Below are 13,406 nucleotides of genomic sequence, written 5' to 3' on the forward strand. Positions count from 1 at the left end.
CACGGTCTGAGACCGCGAACGAACGCAACACGCCGCACGTTCTCGAGCGGCACGGCGTGTTGGGTCCGTTCGTGCGCGGGTCTCGCGCCGGCGATAGGGCCACGGGATGGCCGGTGGCACGCTCGGCGCGGGGATATCCTGAGCCGATGAGCACCCTCCGCCCCCTTGATCAGTCCTCGAAGCTGAAGAACGTCCTCTACGAGATCCGCGGCAACGCCCTCGTCGAGGCCGCCCGGCTCGAGGCCGAGGGCCAGACCGTGCTCAAGTTGAACACCGGCAACCCGGCCACGTTCGGTTTCGAGGCGCCGTACCAGATCGTCCGCGACATGATCGCGGCAATGCCGACGGCACACGGATACAGCGAGAGCCGAGGCATCCTGTCCGCCCGTCAGGCGGTCGTGTATCGCTACGAAGAGGAGCCGGGGTTTCCGCGCATCGACCCCGATGACGTGTTCCTCGGCAACGGGGTCTCCGAACTCATCACCATGACGATGCAGGCGCTACTCGATGAGGGCGACGAGGTGCTGATCCCGGCGCCCGACTACCCGCTCTGGACGGCGATGACGAGCCTGTCGGGAGGCACGCCCGTTCACTACCTCTGCGATGAGAACGCCGAATGGCAGCCGGACCTCGAAGACATCCGCTCGAAGATCACACCCCAGACCAAAGCGATCGTCGTGATCAACCCGAACAACCCCACGGGCGCTGTGTACAGCCGCGAGGTTCTGGAGGGCATCGCCGAGATCGCCCGCGAGCGCTCGCTGCTGTTGCTGGCGGATGAGATCTACGACCGCATCCTCTTCGATGATGCGAAGCACATCCCGATGGCGTCGATCGCGCCCGACCTGCTCTGCCTGACCTTCAACGGCTTGTCCAAGACATACCGGGTCGCGGGCTACCGCTCGGGTTGGATGGTCATCACCGGGCCGAAGGCGCACGCCGCGGGATTCCTCGAGGGGATCAACCTGCTCGCCTCGACCCGTCTGTGCCCGAACGTGCCCGCGCAGCATGCGGTGCAGGCGGCGTTGTCGGGTGTGCAGTCCATCGACGCGCTCATCGCTCCCTCCGGCAGGCTGCACGAGCAGCGGGATGTCGCGTGGGAGGGACTCGAGTCCATCCCCGGAGTGTCGTGCGTGCGGCCTCGGGGTGCGCTCTATGCCTTCCCGCGACTCGACCCCGAGGTCCACGAGATCCGCGACGACGCGAAGTTCGTTTACGACTTCCTGGTGGCAGAGCGTGTCCTGCTCGTGCAGGGCACGGGCTTCAACTGGCCGACGCCCGACCACCTGCGCGTCGTGACCCTGCCCGAATCGCGCATCCTCGCGGACGCCATCGAGCGCCTGGGCAACTTCCTGTCCTCGTATCGGCAGTAGGACTAGCACGCAGAACGGATTCGTCAAGGTCCTGTGCGTCGCACGAGGCCCGTCCTAGCGTGCACGGCATGGCTATCGAATTGAACCAACCGGCGCTTCGACAGGCGCGTTCGCTCGTCCGCGAGGGCAAGGTCGTTTGGGACGAACGCGACGATTGGTCGGAGGCGGCGCCGAACGCGGAAGACGAGAATGCGTTCATCGAGCGTGAGGGATGGACGGCGTTCTCGCATTGGCACCTCGGCATCGACAAGAGCGCGAACCCCGAAACGAAGCAGGCGTACAGCTTTCCCTACGGAGACTTCCGCCGCGTGCATCGATCGGGCGTCATCTCGGGCGAGTCACGCGCCGGCCAGTACGACCACACCGAAATCGAGAACGAGCTGAAGAAACTGCTCGACCTGATCGACTCTTCGGAGGACTAGCGAGTCCCCGTCGTCGACTACAGCAGCGCCAGGGATGTCGCGCGCCAGCGCCCGTCCGTTCCCTCGAGCCGCAGGGCGATGGCGCGCGTGCGGTGCGGCCCCGCGAGGATGACGACGGATTCGACAACGCCATCCGCGGGGGACATGTGTCGGACGCTCAGGATCTCGAAGACCGGCCGACTCGCACGCACGCCGCGTGCGTTGCGCGCACGGGCCGCGAGATTGCTGCGCGTGAGGAGTCGCCGATACGCGTCTTCGGCGAACCAGCGCGTGAGTTGGTCGACCTCTCGGACGCCGGCGAAAACTTCCATGACACCGCGAGCGAGGTTGGTGATCAGCGGCTCGGGATCGGGCAGTGCGGAGGAGGAGGTGCGCTGCGGTGAGAAGAACTCATCCGCATCCACCGACCGCACACGACGCGAAGCCACGCCTTCTCGGGCATCGCCTTTTCGGGCCACGCCTTCTCGGGCATTGCCGGCTGGTGTGCTCATGGAGACCCCCATCTCTCGCTGACCGGGCTGAGATTGCAGTAGACCACAGCAAAGCCCAGCCCAAGCTGGGGGTTTGCCGTCTGTGGATAACTCGTGATCAATCCGAAACTATTCGCCTATTGTCCTGGTGTGCGCTGGGAGCGGCTATTCGAAGACCTCGAGGGGCAGCTCGCCGCTGAGTGGGAAAGCGAGCGCGCCGCACTCGACAGCGAGGGCGAACGCCTCCGGCTCTCGCGCGTCCGTCTGCATGACCGCTTGGTCGCTTTCGCTGGCGCGGGTGTAAAGGAAATGGTCTCCCTTGCGCTCGCCGACAGCTCCGTTCTGCGCGGCACGATCGACGCGGTCGGTGCGGACTTCGCGGCGCTCCGCCTGGAGACGCCCGCGGGCGGGCTCGCACTGGTGCGCACGGCCGCGGTTGCGTCGCTCACAACGTCTGAGGTCGCGCTCATGCGCGCCGCCCGTCCGGACGCGCAGGGGGTGAATGCGGGTCTCGCTGAGCGACTGACGCTCGGGTTCGTGTTGCGCGACCTCGCGCGACGTCGTGTGCCGGTTCGGGCGCACGGGCTGCGGGGCGGAGCGGAGTTCGGCACGATCGATCGAGTGGGTCTGGATCATTTCGACCTCGCCGTGCACGACGCGGGTGCCGTCCGTCGAACGGGCGAGGTGCACGCGTTCCGGCTCGTACCGTTCGACGCCATCGCGTGGCTCTTGCTCGAACGAGGCGAGACGCCGGCATTGTTGTGAGAAGACACCGGCATTGTTGTGAGAAGACACCGGCATTGTTGTGAGAAGACACCGGCATTGTCGTGAGCGGGCCGGGAAGTGGTCTACTCGGGTCGGCTCGCGTTCCCCGAACCCCATACTTCGGGGAAGCTCGCCGCCTGCGACTGCTGCCACAGATGCATCTGGCGGGCTTCTTCCACCTGATCGTCGATGTAGCCGCGCAGGCTCTGTTCCTCGATACGCCACTTCGCGGGGGAGCCGAGACGGGCTCCGCGAAGGCGACCCTCGTGCACGAGATCCATGACTTCGTCGACGGAGATGCTCAACAGCTCCGCCACCTGCGACGGAGCCAGGTAGCGAGGGCTGGGGGAGCTCTCGGACATGACCCCATTATGGACCCCTCGACGGGGCGTCGGGCGCGGTGTCCTGTGGATAACGAAGGGGGCCTGCGAGCAGGATCCGCGACTATGGTGTGGACCGCCGATCGGCGTCCAGTAATCGACGCGTAGCCACAGACCGCGGCGGTGCGCAGTCACACGCATTCACACGCATCCAGACCATGGGGGATCGATATGACCGCTCTCGACAGCCCGGCGCGGCGGCCGCGCGCATTCTGGAACGACGTGCGATTCTTCGTCGGCCTGGGGCTCATCGTCGCCTCGGTCGCCGGTGTGTGGGCCACCGTGACCGCCGCTCGACAGACGGTTCCCGTTTTCGCGGCGGCGCGCACGATCGTGCCGGGCGACGAGGTGACGGCCGACGACCTGAGGCTCGTCGAAGCCTCACTCGGGGCTGCCGAGGGTGTCTATCTGAGTCCCGATGCCCTGAACCCCGGATCCATCGCAACACGTACGGTCACCGAAGGTGAGCTGGTGCCCGTCAATGCGCTCGAGGACGGCGTGCGGGCGCGGGTGACGACGGTCGTGGTCCAGACGACGACGGCGGTGCCGTCGGACGTGGTCGCCGGAAGTGTCGTTGAACTCTGGGCGTCGCCGGTTCTGGAACAGGGTGTGTTCGGCACCCCCGCCATCCTCGTCGCGGATGCGACGGTTGGCGCGGTCGATGAGGCCGACAGCCTGTTGGGCGCCCGTGGCTCGACGCTTGAACTCGTCGTGCCGCGATCCGATGTTGCTGCGGTGCTGCAGGCGGTCGCGGCTTCGTCCGCGCTGTCGATCGTGCCGGGCGCGGGTGGCGCGTGAGTACGCGCGTGTTGCTGGCCGTCGCGGGTCAGCGCGGCGAGCGACTGGCGGCCGAACTCGAGCGAGCGGGTGTTCGCATCACAACGGTGATCGATCCCGTGGTGCTCGAGGACGCGAATCTCGCGAGCGCGCTCGAGGTGTTCGAGGAGGTCGATGTTCTCGTGCTGGCGGCCGATCGTCGGACGCTCGGGTCGCATCTGGTGTCGGTGTGCGATCGGCGGGGGATTCGGATCGTGACGCTCGCGGGCGACGCGGACGGTGAGCGGGTTGCTGCGGCGTTCGGTTTGGCCGCCTCCCTCGTTGCGCCGCGGGCGGAAGAGATCGCGGCAGCGGTTCGGGGTGCGGCTCTCGGGGATGACCTCGTCCCGGATACAACGGCGGGGAGCGTCGTGGTCGTTTGGGGCCCCGAGGGGGCGCCGGGCCGGTCGACGGTCGCGAGTATGCTCGCCTTCGAGCTGGCCCGTGGCGGCGCGCGCGCCGCGCTGATCGATGCAGACTCGCACGCACCGTCGCTCGCGTTGGCCCTGGGCCTCGCCGACGAGGGCCCCGGGTTTCCGTCGGCCTGTCGTCAGGCGGGCTTGGGCACGCTCGATGAGCGAGAGCTCGCTCGCATCAGCACACCGGTGCGGGTGGCGGGAGTCGGCGTCGACGTGCTGTGCGGGATCAACCGCCGGGGCCGTTGGCCGGAACTGGCGGCAGACCGCGTCACGATCGCGCTCGAGGCCTCGCGACGTTGGGCGTCGTACACGATCGTCGATGTCGCGTCGCCGGTAGAACAGGACGAAGAGCTCATGCACGATCTCGAGGGTCCGCGCCGCAACGCCGCGACGATCTCGGCACTGCGCTCCGCCGACGTGATCGTGGCGGTCTGCACGGCCGACCCCGTCGGGATCGCCCGCTTTGTGCGAGGCTACGCCGAGGTGCGCGCGATCGCTGGGGCGACCCCGGTGCTCGTCGTCGCCAACCGCCTGCGACCAGGCGGGCTAGGGCTCGATGCCCGTGGTCAGATCCGGCGGACGCTCGATCGGTTCGCGGGCATCCGCGACGTGGCGTTTCTGCCGGAGGATCAGCGCGCGGCGGACGCCGCCGTGCTACAGGCACAGCCGATCGTGGCCGTCGCACCCCGATCCGCGCTGGTGGGCGCAATGCGCCGGTTCACAGGCGACACATTGCTGCCGGTGCTGGGGCGCGATCATCGCGACGGCGCGGCGCACAGTGCGGCCGCCGGCGGCGGGATCTCCGGACGCGCGCCACGACGGTCGTCTGTGTTCCGGCGCGTCTCCCCTCGTGGCGACGAGGGACGGGATAACAGGCTCACGGCATAGGCTGGATCGGTGCCGACCCTCAGTGAACTCGTCTCCGCCCAGGGCCGTTCGAGCGCGGATGACATCGAGTGGCTGCATCGCCTCGCGGGTGATGGACAGCTGCTCGCGGACCTCGCCTTCGCCGACATCGTGTTCTGGGTGCCGACGAGCGATGACTCCTTTATCGCCGTCGCTCACACCCGCCCTTCGGGGGCGGCGACGCTCTTCTACCGCGATATCGTCGGCGACCAGGTGCGGCCGCAGTGGCGAACCCAGGTACAGGATGCGGCACAGGGTGCCCGCATCATCGATTCGGCCTCGCCCGACTGGTTCGAAGAGACGCCGACCCGGGTTCGGGCGGTGCCGATCGTTCGCGGCCCGCTCCGCGAGGGCCACCCGCCAGTGGTCCTCGGGGTTCTTACACGCCATACGAACCTCGGTGAAGCCCGCACGCCCAGCCGGCAGCAGATCACCTTCAACGACTGCGCCGACGATCTGTTCGGCATGATCGCGCGCGGGGACTTCCCCGACCTCTCGGCCCCGACCGGACCCCGGCGCGGTGCGCCTCGCGCATCCGACGGACTCATTCGCCTGGACGTCGACGGCACCACGACGTTCGCGAGCCCCAATGCCCTCTCTGCGTGGGGGCGCCTCGGCTTCGACGATGAGCTCGAGGGCGAGTCGCTCAGCGAGGTGACCACCCGCATCCTCCCCGCGAAAGAGACGATCGACGAATCCCTGCCGCTCGTCGTGACCGGTCGTGCGCCCTGGCGCGCGGACATCGAGGCGCGCGGGGTGACCGTCTCGCTCCGCGCCATCCCTCTCCGCGAGAACGGGGAGCGCTCGGGAGCCATCGTCCTCTGCCGCGATGTCACGGAGTTGCGTCACCAGGAGCAAGAACTCATCACCAAGGACGCGACGATCCGCGAGATCCATCACCGGGTGAAGAACAACCTGCAGACCGTCGCTTCCCTCTTGCGCATCCAGTCCCGCCGCACCCACTCCGAAGAAGCGCGCGAGGCTCTCACCCAGGCGATGCGTCGCGTCTCGGCGATTGCCGTCGTGCACGACACGCTCTCCGAGGGCTTGACGCAGACCGTCGACTTCGACGAGGTGTTCGACCGGGTGCTCAAACTCGTCGCCGAGGTCGCCGCGGGAGCGGGAACGCGGGCACAGACACGCTCCACCGGGACGTTCGGCAAGCTGCCGAGCGCCTATGCCACGCCCCTCGCGCTCGCCCTGACCGAGCTCGTCACGAACGCCGTCGAGCACGGTCTGGCCGGCCGCGAGGGCAAGGTCGAGATCGAGGCGAAGCGGTCGTCGTCGCGACTCAAGGTGGGCGTGCGAGACACCGGCGTCGGCCTGGCCGAGGGTCAGGTCGGGCGCGGGCTCGGCACGCAGATCGTTCGCACCCTGATCCAGGGTGAACTGGGCGGAACGATCGACTGGCACACGATCATGGGCAGCGGAACGGAAGTCACAATCGATATTCCGCTGCGGTGGATCGACAGGCCGCGGGCCTGAGCCGGGTTACGAGGCGCGTCGGGCGCGCGCAGCGCGACGCTTGAGGGCGCGGCGCTCGTCTTCCGAGAGGCCGCCCCAGACGCCGGAGTCCTGACCGGACTCCAGGGCGTACTGCAGACAGATTTCCGTTACGGTACAGCGGGCGCAAACGGCCTTCGCCTTCTCGATCTGGTCGACCGCCGGCCCGGTGTTGCCAACCGGGAAAAACAGTTCGGGATCGACCGTGAGGCATGCGGCCTTGTCGCGCCAGTCCATGCAGATGCTCCTTGTTGCGTGGTGGGGTGTGAGCGAGTGCTCAGAGATCGGTTTCGGGTCCGGTACCCTGGTAGGTGCGAGCAGAATGCTCGCCCCACGGCGCTGTGGGAGCACATGGCTTTCACCATCGTCCCACACGGCATCGGTCCGATCAAGGGTCGAGTGCGTGAATTTTGCGCAGAAGGCTGAGCATCGGCCACTGGCATGGTGGTTCTGCATAACAGAGCGGGCGCACAGGGCGAGGTGAGGTAGAGGAAATGCAACCAGAAACCACCACACCGCGGCCGATCGAAGCGAATGCCACAACGTGGACCGCGGCGATCTTGGTCGGGCTCGAAGGAGTCGCTGTCGCCGCCCTCACAGGATGGATGATGCCGTCATTGATCGCCGGAGAAACGACGGACCTCGGCACCGCCTGGGCGCTGATCCTCATGACCGTCATCGCCGCGGTTGCCCTCTTCGCCTTCGCGCTCGCGATACTGCGTGGCCATGGCTGGGGGCGCTCCGGCGCGATCGTCGCGCAGCTGCTGATCCTCGCGGTCGCTCTCGGAGCCGCCACCGGCGCCTACGCGCGCCCGCTCGTGGCGTTGGCACTCGCCGTTCCCGCGGTGATCGCACTGGTGCTGGTTATCGCGGCCGCACGGGCGGCGGGTCGACGTGACGACCCACCCGCCGCGTCGTAAACCCCTCGTTCCAGAACGTCCCGTCGTGCAACACCCGACGCAATGCGCCGGCGTTCCGCTCAGGCGTCGATGCCGACGAGCTTGCGGATGCGGGCGACGTGCCCCGTCGCCTTGACGTTGTAGAGGGCCTGGTCGACCTGTGCGTCCTCGTCCAGGATGAAGGTCGAGCGGATGACGCCCTCGATCGTCTTTCCGTAGTTCTGCTTCTCGCCCCAGGCGCCGTAGGCGTCGTGGACCGAGTGATCTGGGTCACTCAGCAGGTCGTACGTGAGGCCGTCGCGCTCCCGGAATTCGCGCAGGGTCGCGGGCTCGTCACGAGAGATCCCGAGGATGACGTAGTTCGCCGCCTGTAGCGGGGCGAGGCTGTCGCGGAAGTCGCAGGCCTCGGTCGTGCAGCCGGGGGTCATGGCACGCGGATAGAAGAACAGCACGACGCGCTTGCCGCGGAGCGAGGCGAGCGAGACGGGGGTGCCATCCTGATCGGGCAGGGTGAATTCGGGGGCGGGGGAACCGGGCTCGAGGCGTACTGTGCTCATTCGTCCAGCGTAGGGTGCCGCTCGCGTCCCGCGACCTTTCCGAACGTCAGCAGCAGGCGTTGCAGCGAGTCGAAGCGCGCGGCGCCGTTCGGGCCGAGCCGCCCATCGGCGACGGCCTCGGCGATAGCGCAGTCCGGCGCATCCGGCAGATGCGTGCACCCGCGGGGGCAGTTCTTCGCGATCTCGTCGAGGTCGGTGAACGAGCGCAGGATGTTGGCAGGATCGACGTGGCCGAGGCCGAACGAGCGGACGCCGGGGGTATCGATGACCCATCCGCGCCCCTCGTCGCCCACGTATCGCAGGGACACGGTGGACGATGAGGTGTGCCGCCCGCGACCCGTGACCTCGTTGACATGCCCCGTGGCGCGCTGGGCGCTCGGAACCAGCGCGTTGATGAGCGTGGATTTGCCCACGCCCGAGTGGCCGACGAAGACCGTGGAGTGTCCGACGAGTGCTGCACCGATCCGCTCGATCGGCACCTCACCCTGGGCGCTCGTGAAAACTCGTACATCGAGACCGTCGAAGTGGCTGAGGAATTCTGCGGGATCGGCGAGGTCGGTTTTCGTGACGACGAGCATGGGACGGACGCCCGCGTCGAAGGCCGCGACCAGGTAGCGATCGACGAGGCGCGTGCGGGGTTCGGGATCCGCCGCCGCGACCACGATCAGCATCTGATCGGCGTTCGCGACGATGATGCGCTCGACCTGGTCGGTGTCATCCGCCGACCGGCGCAGCAGGGTCGTCCGCTCCTCGAGGCCGACGATGCGGCCGAGGGTCCCTTCATCACCGGAAGTGTCGCCGACGACCCGAGCCCGATCGCCCGTGACGATCGGCTGCTTGCGCAGCTCGCGGGCCCGAACGGCGGACACCTCGTGTTCGTCCGGGGCGTCTTCGCGCATCAGAACCGAGTAGCGGCCGCGGTCTACGCCGATCACGCGGCCGATCTCGGCGTCGGCGTGAGCGGGGCGGCGCTTGCTGCGCGGCCGATTCGCCTGGGGATTCGGACGCATCCGGATGTCGGACTCGTCGAGCTCGTCCACCCCATCCGTCTCGGCGTCGTCGTAATCCCACCAGTTCGGATCCGAGCCGCTCATCGTCTGCGCATCGTCTACTCGGATGCGTCGGGCGTCGCGGACGAGCCGGCCAGCATGCTGTTCCACAGCTGTTCGAACTGCGGCAAGGTCTTGGCGGTCACGCTGAGGTCGTCGACCTCAACGCCGGGAACGCTCAGGCCGAGCAGGGCACCTGTTGTCGCCATCCGGTGGTCGTGGTGCGATCTCCACAGGCCGCCGTGGAGCGGACGCGGCACGACGCGGATGCCGTCGGGCAACTCGCTCGCCTCACCGCCGAGCTCATTCAGCCCGTCGACGAGAGCACGGATCCGGTCGGTTTCGTGCAGACGGATGTGGCCGATGCCGGTGATGTTCGAGGGGCCGTCGGCGAGAGCCGCGAGTCCGACGATCGTGGGGGCGAGCTCTCCCGCCGCGGACAGGTCGACGTCGAAACCGCGAAGCGGAGCCGTGCGGGTCACGGTGAACGCACCGCCGCGGCGGGCGACCCGAGCCCCCGCGCGGTGCAGCAGATCGCCGAGCAGGGCGCCCGGTTGGGTGGAGTGGGCCGGCCAACCCGCGATCGTGACCGACCCGCCCGCGATCATCGCGGCAGCAAGGAAGGGCGCTGCGTTCGAGAGATCCGGCTCGATCGTGACGTCTTTCGCCCGGACGGCGCCCGGGGCAACGATCCATTCATTGGGCGCGGGACGCTCGACGTGGACGCCGCGGTGAGCGAGCGCCTCGATCGTCATCTCGATATGGGGGAGACTCGGCAAGCGCTCGCCGGTGTGGATGAGGTGCAGTCCGACATCGAACCGCGGGGCCGCGAGCAGCAGGCCCGACACGAACTGGCTCGAGCGGGACGCATCCATGTGCACCTCGCCGCCCCGCACATGGCCGTGACCGCGGACGATGAAGGGCAGTGACCAGTGACCGCCATCGTCGATGTCGAGTCCGATGTCCCGGAGGGCGCGGATCAGCTCGCCCATCGGGCGGTGGAGGGCTGTCTCGTGCGCCGTCAACCGAACGTCTCCGTGCGCGAAACCGGCGAGGGGGGCGACGAAGCGCATCACCGTGCCGGCCTGGCCGCAGTCGATTTCGCTGCTTCCCACGAACGGGGCGGGAGGCGTCATAATCCAGTCGTCGCCGAACGGGCCTTCGCCGGGCGCCGGTTCGACCAGTGCGCCGAGGGCCCGCAGCGCCCCGACCATCCGCTCGGAGTCCTGTGAGTGCAAGGGAGAGAGCACGCGGCTCGGTCCGTCGGCCAGCGCGGCGAGGACCAATTCGCGGCTCGTGAGAGATTTCGAGCCAGGAATCGACAGGCGGGCGTCGAGGGGTGATACGGCCACAGGCGCTCGCCAGGCAGAGGGCTGGGGGGCATCGGAAGATGTCTCGTCGGCGCGAGGGGAATAGCCGTGCGGTGTCATCGGGTTCTACTCTATCGAGCCCCGAGAGGACCGGATGATTCAGACGATGGAACGCACGCCTTCGGCGGTTGTTCTCGCGCGCCTAGACTGGGAGGCGATGGACGAGCAGCCCGAGGACGAGGTCGACGTCGCGCCGGCGCAGATCGCACGCGCCCAATTCGAGGATCAGGCGCTTCCCTTCATGGACCAGCTGTACGGCGCGGCCATGCGGATGACCCGCAATCCCGCGGATGCCGCGGACCTGGTGCAAGAGACGTTCGTCAAGGCTTTCGCCTCATGGGCCACGTTCCACCAGGGCACCAACCTGAAGGCGTGGCTCTACCGCATCCTCACCAACACCTACATCAATACATATCGCAAGAAGCAGCGCGAGCCGTACCAGGGCACGATCGATGACCTGGAGGACTGGCAGCTCGGGGGAGCGGAGTCGACGACCGCGTCGACCAACCGTTCTGCCGAGGCGGAAGCGATCGATCACATGCCCGCGTCCGTCGTGAAAGACGCCCTGCAGGCTATCCCGGAGGACTTCCGGTTGGCGGTGTACCTCGCAGATGTCGAGGGCTTCGCCTACCAGGAGATCGCCGACATCATGAAGACACCGATCGGCACCGTCATGAGCCGCCTTCACCGTGGAAGGCGATTGCTTCGCGACATGCTGGCCGAATACGCACGAGAGCGGGGCATCGTCTCCGCCGGTCCGGGAGCGAAGAAATGACCGATTGCGGTTGTGACCAGGCGAGGCGAGACCTCGAGGAGTACCTGCGAAACGAAGTGTGCAAGACGCAGCACGCCGATATTCGCGAGCATTTGGAGAACTGCCCCGGATGCCGCGATGAGGCACTCGTCGCGAAGACCCTGACAGATGTCTTGGCGCGCGCCTGCCGCGAGAGTGCGCCCGAGGACCTCCGTGATCAGGTCCTCGCGAAGCTGCGGACCGTCCAAGCGGCGCACCACTAGGCATCCGGCGTCGATCTGTCGCTCATTGATCGACCTGTCACGAACTGCTCGATCTGAGCGAATTATCGCGCGTTCTGTGACGACTCGAGGGGGCTGGCGGCGGCGGGTAGCCTCGAAGGATGGCACGCACAGACGCCCGCACCATTCCCCTTGACGAAACGTCCGCGGCTGCACTCGCGCAGCGCGCACTGTCGTACCGCCTGGTCGACCCGGAAGATCCCGAAGCGCTGCGCGCGTACTCCACCGCGGAGGCGCGCGGATTTCTCGGCGAAGAGCCGACGGATGACGAAGCACGCGAATTCGCGGAGTCGATCGGGTACCGTCGCCGCATCGGTGTCTACGACGACGCCGGGCTCGATGGGGACGTTCCCGTTGCGACGGTGAACTCGTGGGTCGGGGAGTTGTCCGTGCCCGGTGATCGGGTGACGCCGTTCTGGGCGATCAGTGGCGTGACGGTATCGCCGACCCGACGCCGCCGCGGCATCGCGCGCGCGATGCTCGAGGGCGAACTGCGTACCGCCCGCGACGCAGGGATGGCCGTCGCGGGTTTGACCGTCTCCGAGGCCACGATCTACGGCCGCTTCGGGTTCGCCCCCGCGGTCGAGGCGACGACGTGGGACATCGACACGCGCCGGGCCGGATGGCGGGGCGGCGATGTGCCCGGATCGTTCGACTACGTCCGCCGGGAAGAGGCCGTGGCGCTGCTGGAAGACCTGCACGAGCGCGTTCGCGTGACGCGACCGGGTGATGTGGATGGCTGGACCGGCCGGTGGCGACAGTTCGCGATGATCGCGGGGGGCTCCAAAGAACCCGGCCGCACCCGCGTCGTGCGCTACGCCGATCCCGAGGGCGTCGTGCGCGGTGTCGTTGTCTACCGCCTGACCGAGGACCCCGCCGACATGGCGCGGCACACCCTCGACATCACCTACCTCCTGGCCGATGGCGACGAGGCGTACCGCGCACTCTGGGGTTTCGTCCTCCGCCACGATCTCGTGTCGCGCGTTCGAGCACCGCTGCGGTCGGTCGATGAGCCGCTCGCGTGGTTGCTCGCGGATCGGCGCGGTGCCACGGCATCCGTCCATGATCACGAATGGTTGCGCATCCTCGACGTTCCCGCGGCCCTCGAGGCGCGCGGGTACACCGCGGCGGGAACCCATGTCATTGCGGTGAGTGATCCGCTCGGCTTCGCCGAAGGGACATGGATGCTCGAGGTCGGGGCCGACGGCGCGGCCCGTGTCACGCCCACAGCCGCTCCGCCACAGGTATCGATGCCCGTCGCATCGCTTGCAGCGCTCTACCTCGGGGGAGTGCGCGCGGTGACGCTGCGCGCGGCCGGTCAGCTCACGGGCGAGGATGCCGCGGTTCGTGGGTTGGACCGGGCTTTCTCGGGCGACACGGCGCCGACTCTCGGCATCTGGTACTGAGGGGCGATTCGAGCCCGCCCGCCTCGCTCACCGACC

Annotated in this window: 16 protein-coding genes; 10 read left to right on the forward strand and 6 right to left on the reverse strand. The window is 68.0% G+C overall.

What is annotated here, in order from left to right:
* Positions 1 to 146 precede the first annotated feature (146 nt).
* Together ACXZ1E_RS14255 and ACXZ1E_RS14260 are read left to right on the forward strand one after the other, a co-directional pair.
* A complete protein-coding gene (locus tag ACXZ1E_RS14255; RefSeq protein WP_458041115.1) occupies positions 147 to 1,373 on the forward strand; it encodes a pyridoxal phosphate-dependent aminotransferase in 1,227 nt (408 codons plus the stop codon).
* A 68-nt stretch (positions 1,374 to 1,441) separates the two neighbouring features.
* Complete coding sequence (locus ACXZ1E_RS14260; RefSeq protein ID WP_458041116.1) at positions 1,442 to 1,795, forward strand: hypothetical protein; 354 nt, start codon at positions 1,442 to 1,444, stop codon at positions 1,793 to 1,795.
* 17 nt (positions 1,796 to 1,812) lie between these two features.
* Here the strand turns inward: ACXZ1E_RS14260 and ACXZ1E_RS14265 are convergent, their stop codons facing one another.
* Positions 1,813 to 2,286 (reverse strand): Rv3235 family protein, encoded by a 474-nt coding sequence (locus ACXZ1E_RS14265; protein WP_458041117.1) that lies wholly within the window; start codon positions 2,284 to 2,286, stop codon positions 1,813 to 1,815.
* Positions 2,287 to 2,415: 129 nt separating this feature from the next.
* On the opposite strand from ACXZ1E_RS14265, the gene ACXZ1E_RS14270 reads away from it, so the two are divergent.
* The gene (locus ACXZ1E_RS14270) at positions 2,416 to 3,030 is read left to right on the forward strand and encodes a hypothetical protein (protein ID WP_458041118.1); all 615 of its coding nucleotides are present in this window, start codon (positions 2,416 to 2,418) and stop codon (positions 3,028 to 3,030) included.
* 83 nt (positions 3,031 to 3,113) lie between these two features.
* Here ACXZ1E_RS14270 and ACXZ1E_RS14275 read toward each other — a convergent pair whose 3' ends face one another.
* On the reverse strand, positions 3,114 to 3,392 hold the full coding sequence (locus ACXZ1E_RS14275) for a helix-turn-helix domain-containing protein (protein WP_458041119.1): 279 nt from the start codon (positions 3,390 to 3,392) through the stop codon (positions 3,114 to 3,116).
* 189 nt (positions 3,393 to 3,581) lie between these two features.
* Here ACXZ1E_RS14275 and ACXZ1E_RS14280 point away from each other — a divergent pair, with 189 nt between their 5' ends.
* Genes ACXZ1E_RS14280 through ACXZ1E_RS14290 form a run of 3 tightly spaced genes read left to right on the forward strand, consistent with a single transcriptional unit; the run spans position 3,582 to position 7,036 of the window.
* On the forward strand, positions 3,582 to 4,208 hold the full coding sequence (locus tag ACXZ1E_RS14280) for an SAF domain-containing protein (protein ID WP_458041120.1): 627 nt from the start codon (positions 3,582 to 3,584) through the stop codon (positions 4,206 to 4,208).
* Positions 4,205 to 5,533 (forward strand): AAA family ATPase, encoded by a 1,329-nt coding sequence (locus ACXZ1E_RS14285; protein WP_458041121.1) that lies wholly within the window; start codon positions 4,205 to 4,207, stop codon positions 5,531 to 5,533. Before ACXZ1E_RS14280 ends, ACXZ1E_RS14285 begins: the two co-directional genes overlap by 4 nt.
* Before the next feature lie 9 nt (positions 5,534 to 5,542).
* Positions 5,543 to 7,036 carry a sensor histidine kinase gene (locus tag ACXZ1E_RS14290; protein WP_458041122.1) on the forward strand — a complete coding sequence of 498 codons (1,494 nt, stop codon included), beginning with the start codon at positions 5,543 to 5,545 and terminating at the stop codon, positions 7,034 to 7,036.
* Between the two features lie 6 nt (positions 7,037 to 7,042).
* On the opposite strand, the gene ACXZ1E_RS14295 is transcribed toward ACXZ1E_RS14290, so the two are convergent.
* Positions 7,043 to 7,291, reverse strand: a complete 249-nt coding sequence (locus ACXZ1E_RS14295; RefSeq protein WP_036295594.1) for a WhiB family transcriptional regulator — start codon at positions 7,289 to 7,291, stop codon at positions 7,043 to 7,045.
* A gap of 257 nt (positions 7,292 to 7,548) precedes the next feature.
* On the opposite strand from ACXZ1E_RS14295, the gene ACXZ1E_RS14300 reads away from it, so the two are divergent.
* Positions 7,549 to 7,974, forward strand: a complete 426-nt coding sequence (locus ACXZ1E_RS14300; RefSeq protein ID WP_458041123.1) for a histidine kinase — start codon at positions 7,549 to 7,551, stop codon at positions 7,972 to 7,974.
* A gap of 59 nt (positions 7,975 to 8,033) precedes the next feature.
* Here ACXZ1E_RS14300 and bcp read toward each other — a convergent pair whose 3' ends face one another.
* Genes bcp through aroA form a run of 3 tightly spaced genes read right to left on the reverse strand, consistent with a single transcriptional unit; the run spans position 8,034 to position 10,911 of the window.
* Complete coding sequence (bcp, locus tag ACXZ1E_RS14305) at positions 8,034 to 8,510, reverse strand: thioredoxin-dependent thiol peroxidase (RefSeq protein ID WP_458041124.1); 477 nt, start codon at positions 8,508 to 8,510, stop codon at positions 8,034 to 8,036.
* Positions 8,507 to 9,604, reverse strand: a complete 1,098-nt coding sequence (gene rsgA, locus ACXZ1E_RS14310) for a ribosome small subunit-dependent GTPase A (RefSeq protein ID WP_458041125.1) — start codon at positions 9,602 to 9,604, stop codon at positions 8,507 to 8,509. The genes bcp and rsgA overlap by 4 nt, the downstream gene beginning before the upstream one ends.
* 14 nt (positions 9,605 to 9,618) lie before the next feature.
* Positions 9,619 to 10,911: a 3-phosphoshikimate 1-carboxyvinyltransferase gene (gene aroA, locus ACXZ1E_RS14315; protein ID WP_458351974.1), complete on the reverse strand. Its 1,293-nt coding sequence runs from the start codon at positions 10,909 to 10,911 to the stop codon at positions 9,619 to 9,621.
* 124 nt (positions 10,912 to 11,035) lie between these two features.
* Here aroA and ACXZ1E_RS14320 point away from each other — a divergent pair, with 124 nt between their 5' ends.
* The 3 genes from ACXZ1E_RS14320 to ACXZ1E_RS14330 all read left to right on the forward strand — a co-directional run bounded on the left by ACXZ1E_RS14320 (position 11,036) and on the right by ACXZ1E_RS14330 (position 13,370).
* The gene (locus ACXZ1E_RS14320; protein ID WP_458351975.1) at positions 11,036 to 11,704 is read left to right on the forward strand and encodes a sigma-70 family RNA polymerase sigma factor; all 669 of its coding nucleotides are present in this window, start codon (positions 11,036 to 11,038) and stop codon (positions 11,702 to 11,704) included.
* Positions 11,701 to 11,946, forward strand: a complete 246-nt coding sequence (locus ACXZ1E_RS14325) for a zf-HC2 domain-containing protein (protein ID WP_396642957.1) — start codon at positions 11,701 to 11,703, stop codon at positions 11,944 to 11,946. The genes ACXZ1E_RS14320 and ACXZ1E_RS14325 overlap by 4 nt, the downstream gene beginning before the upstream one ends.
* A gap of 119 nt (positions 11,947 to 12,065) precedes the next feature.
* On the forward strand, positions 12,066 to 13,370 hold the full coding sequence (locus tag ACXZ1E_RS14330; RefSeq protein ID WP_458041128.1) for a GNAT family N-acetyltransferase: 1,305 nt from the start codon (positions 12,066 to 12,068) through the stop codon (positions 13,368 to 13,370).
* Positions 13,371 to 13,406 lie beyond the last annotated feature (36 nt).

Source organism: Pacificispira sp. HM-600, assembly GCF_977993705.1.

Coding starts and splice junctions, on each gene's coding strand:
- ACXZ1E_RS14255 (WP_458041115.1), top strand. CDS start 147: ATGAGCACCCTCCGCCCCCTTGATCAGTCCTCGAAGCTGAAGAACGTC.
- ACXZ1E_RS14260 (WP_458041116.1), top strand. CDS start 1,442: ATGGCTATCGAATTGAACCAACCGGCGCTTCGACAGGCGCGTTCGCTC.
- ACXZ1E_RS14265 (WP_458041117.1), bottom strand. CDS start 2,286: ATGAGCACACCAGCCGGCAATGCCCGAGAAGGCGTGGCCCGAAAAGGC.
- ACXZ1E_RS14275 (WP_458041119.1), bottom strand. CDS start 3,392: ATGTCCGAGAGCTCCCCCAGCCCTCGCTACCTGGCTCCGTCGCAGGTG.
- ACXZ1E_RS14280 (WP_458041120.1), top strand. CDS start 3,582: ATGACCGCTCTCGACAGCCCGGCGCGGCGGCCGCGCGCATTCTGGAAC.
- ACXZ1E_RS14295 (WP_036295594.1), bottom strand. CDS start 7,291: ATGGACTGGCGCGACAAGGCCGCATGCCTCACGGTCGATCCCGAACTG.
- ACXZ1E_RS14300 (WP_458041123.1), top strand. CDS start 7,549: ATGCAACCAGAAACCACCACACCGCGGCCGATCGAAGCGAATGCCACA.
- bcp (WP_458041124.1), bottom strand. CDS start 8,510: ATGAGCACAGTACGCCTCGAGCCCGGTTCCCCCGCCCCCGAATTCACC.
- rsgA (WP_458041125.1), bottom strand. CDS start 9,604: ATGAGCGGCTCGGATCCGAACTGGTGGGATTACGACGACGCCGAGACG.
- ACXZ1E_RS14320 (WP_458351975.1), top strand. CDS start 11,036: ATGGAACGCACGCCTTCGGCGGTTGTTCTCGCGCGCCTAGACTGGGAG.
- ACXZ1E_RS14325 (WP_396642957.1), top strand. CDS start 11,701: ATGACCGATTGCGGTTGTGACCAGGCGAGGCGAGACCTCGAGGAGTAC.
- ACXZ1E_RS14330 (WP_458041128.1), top strand. CDS start 12,066: ATGGCACGCACAGACGCCCGCACCATTCCCCTTGACGAAACGTCCGCG.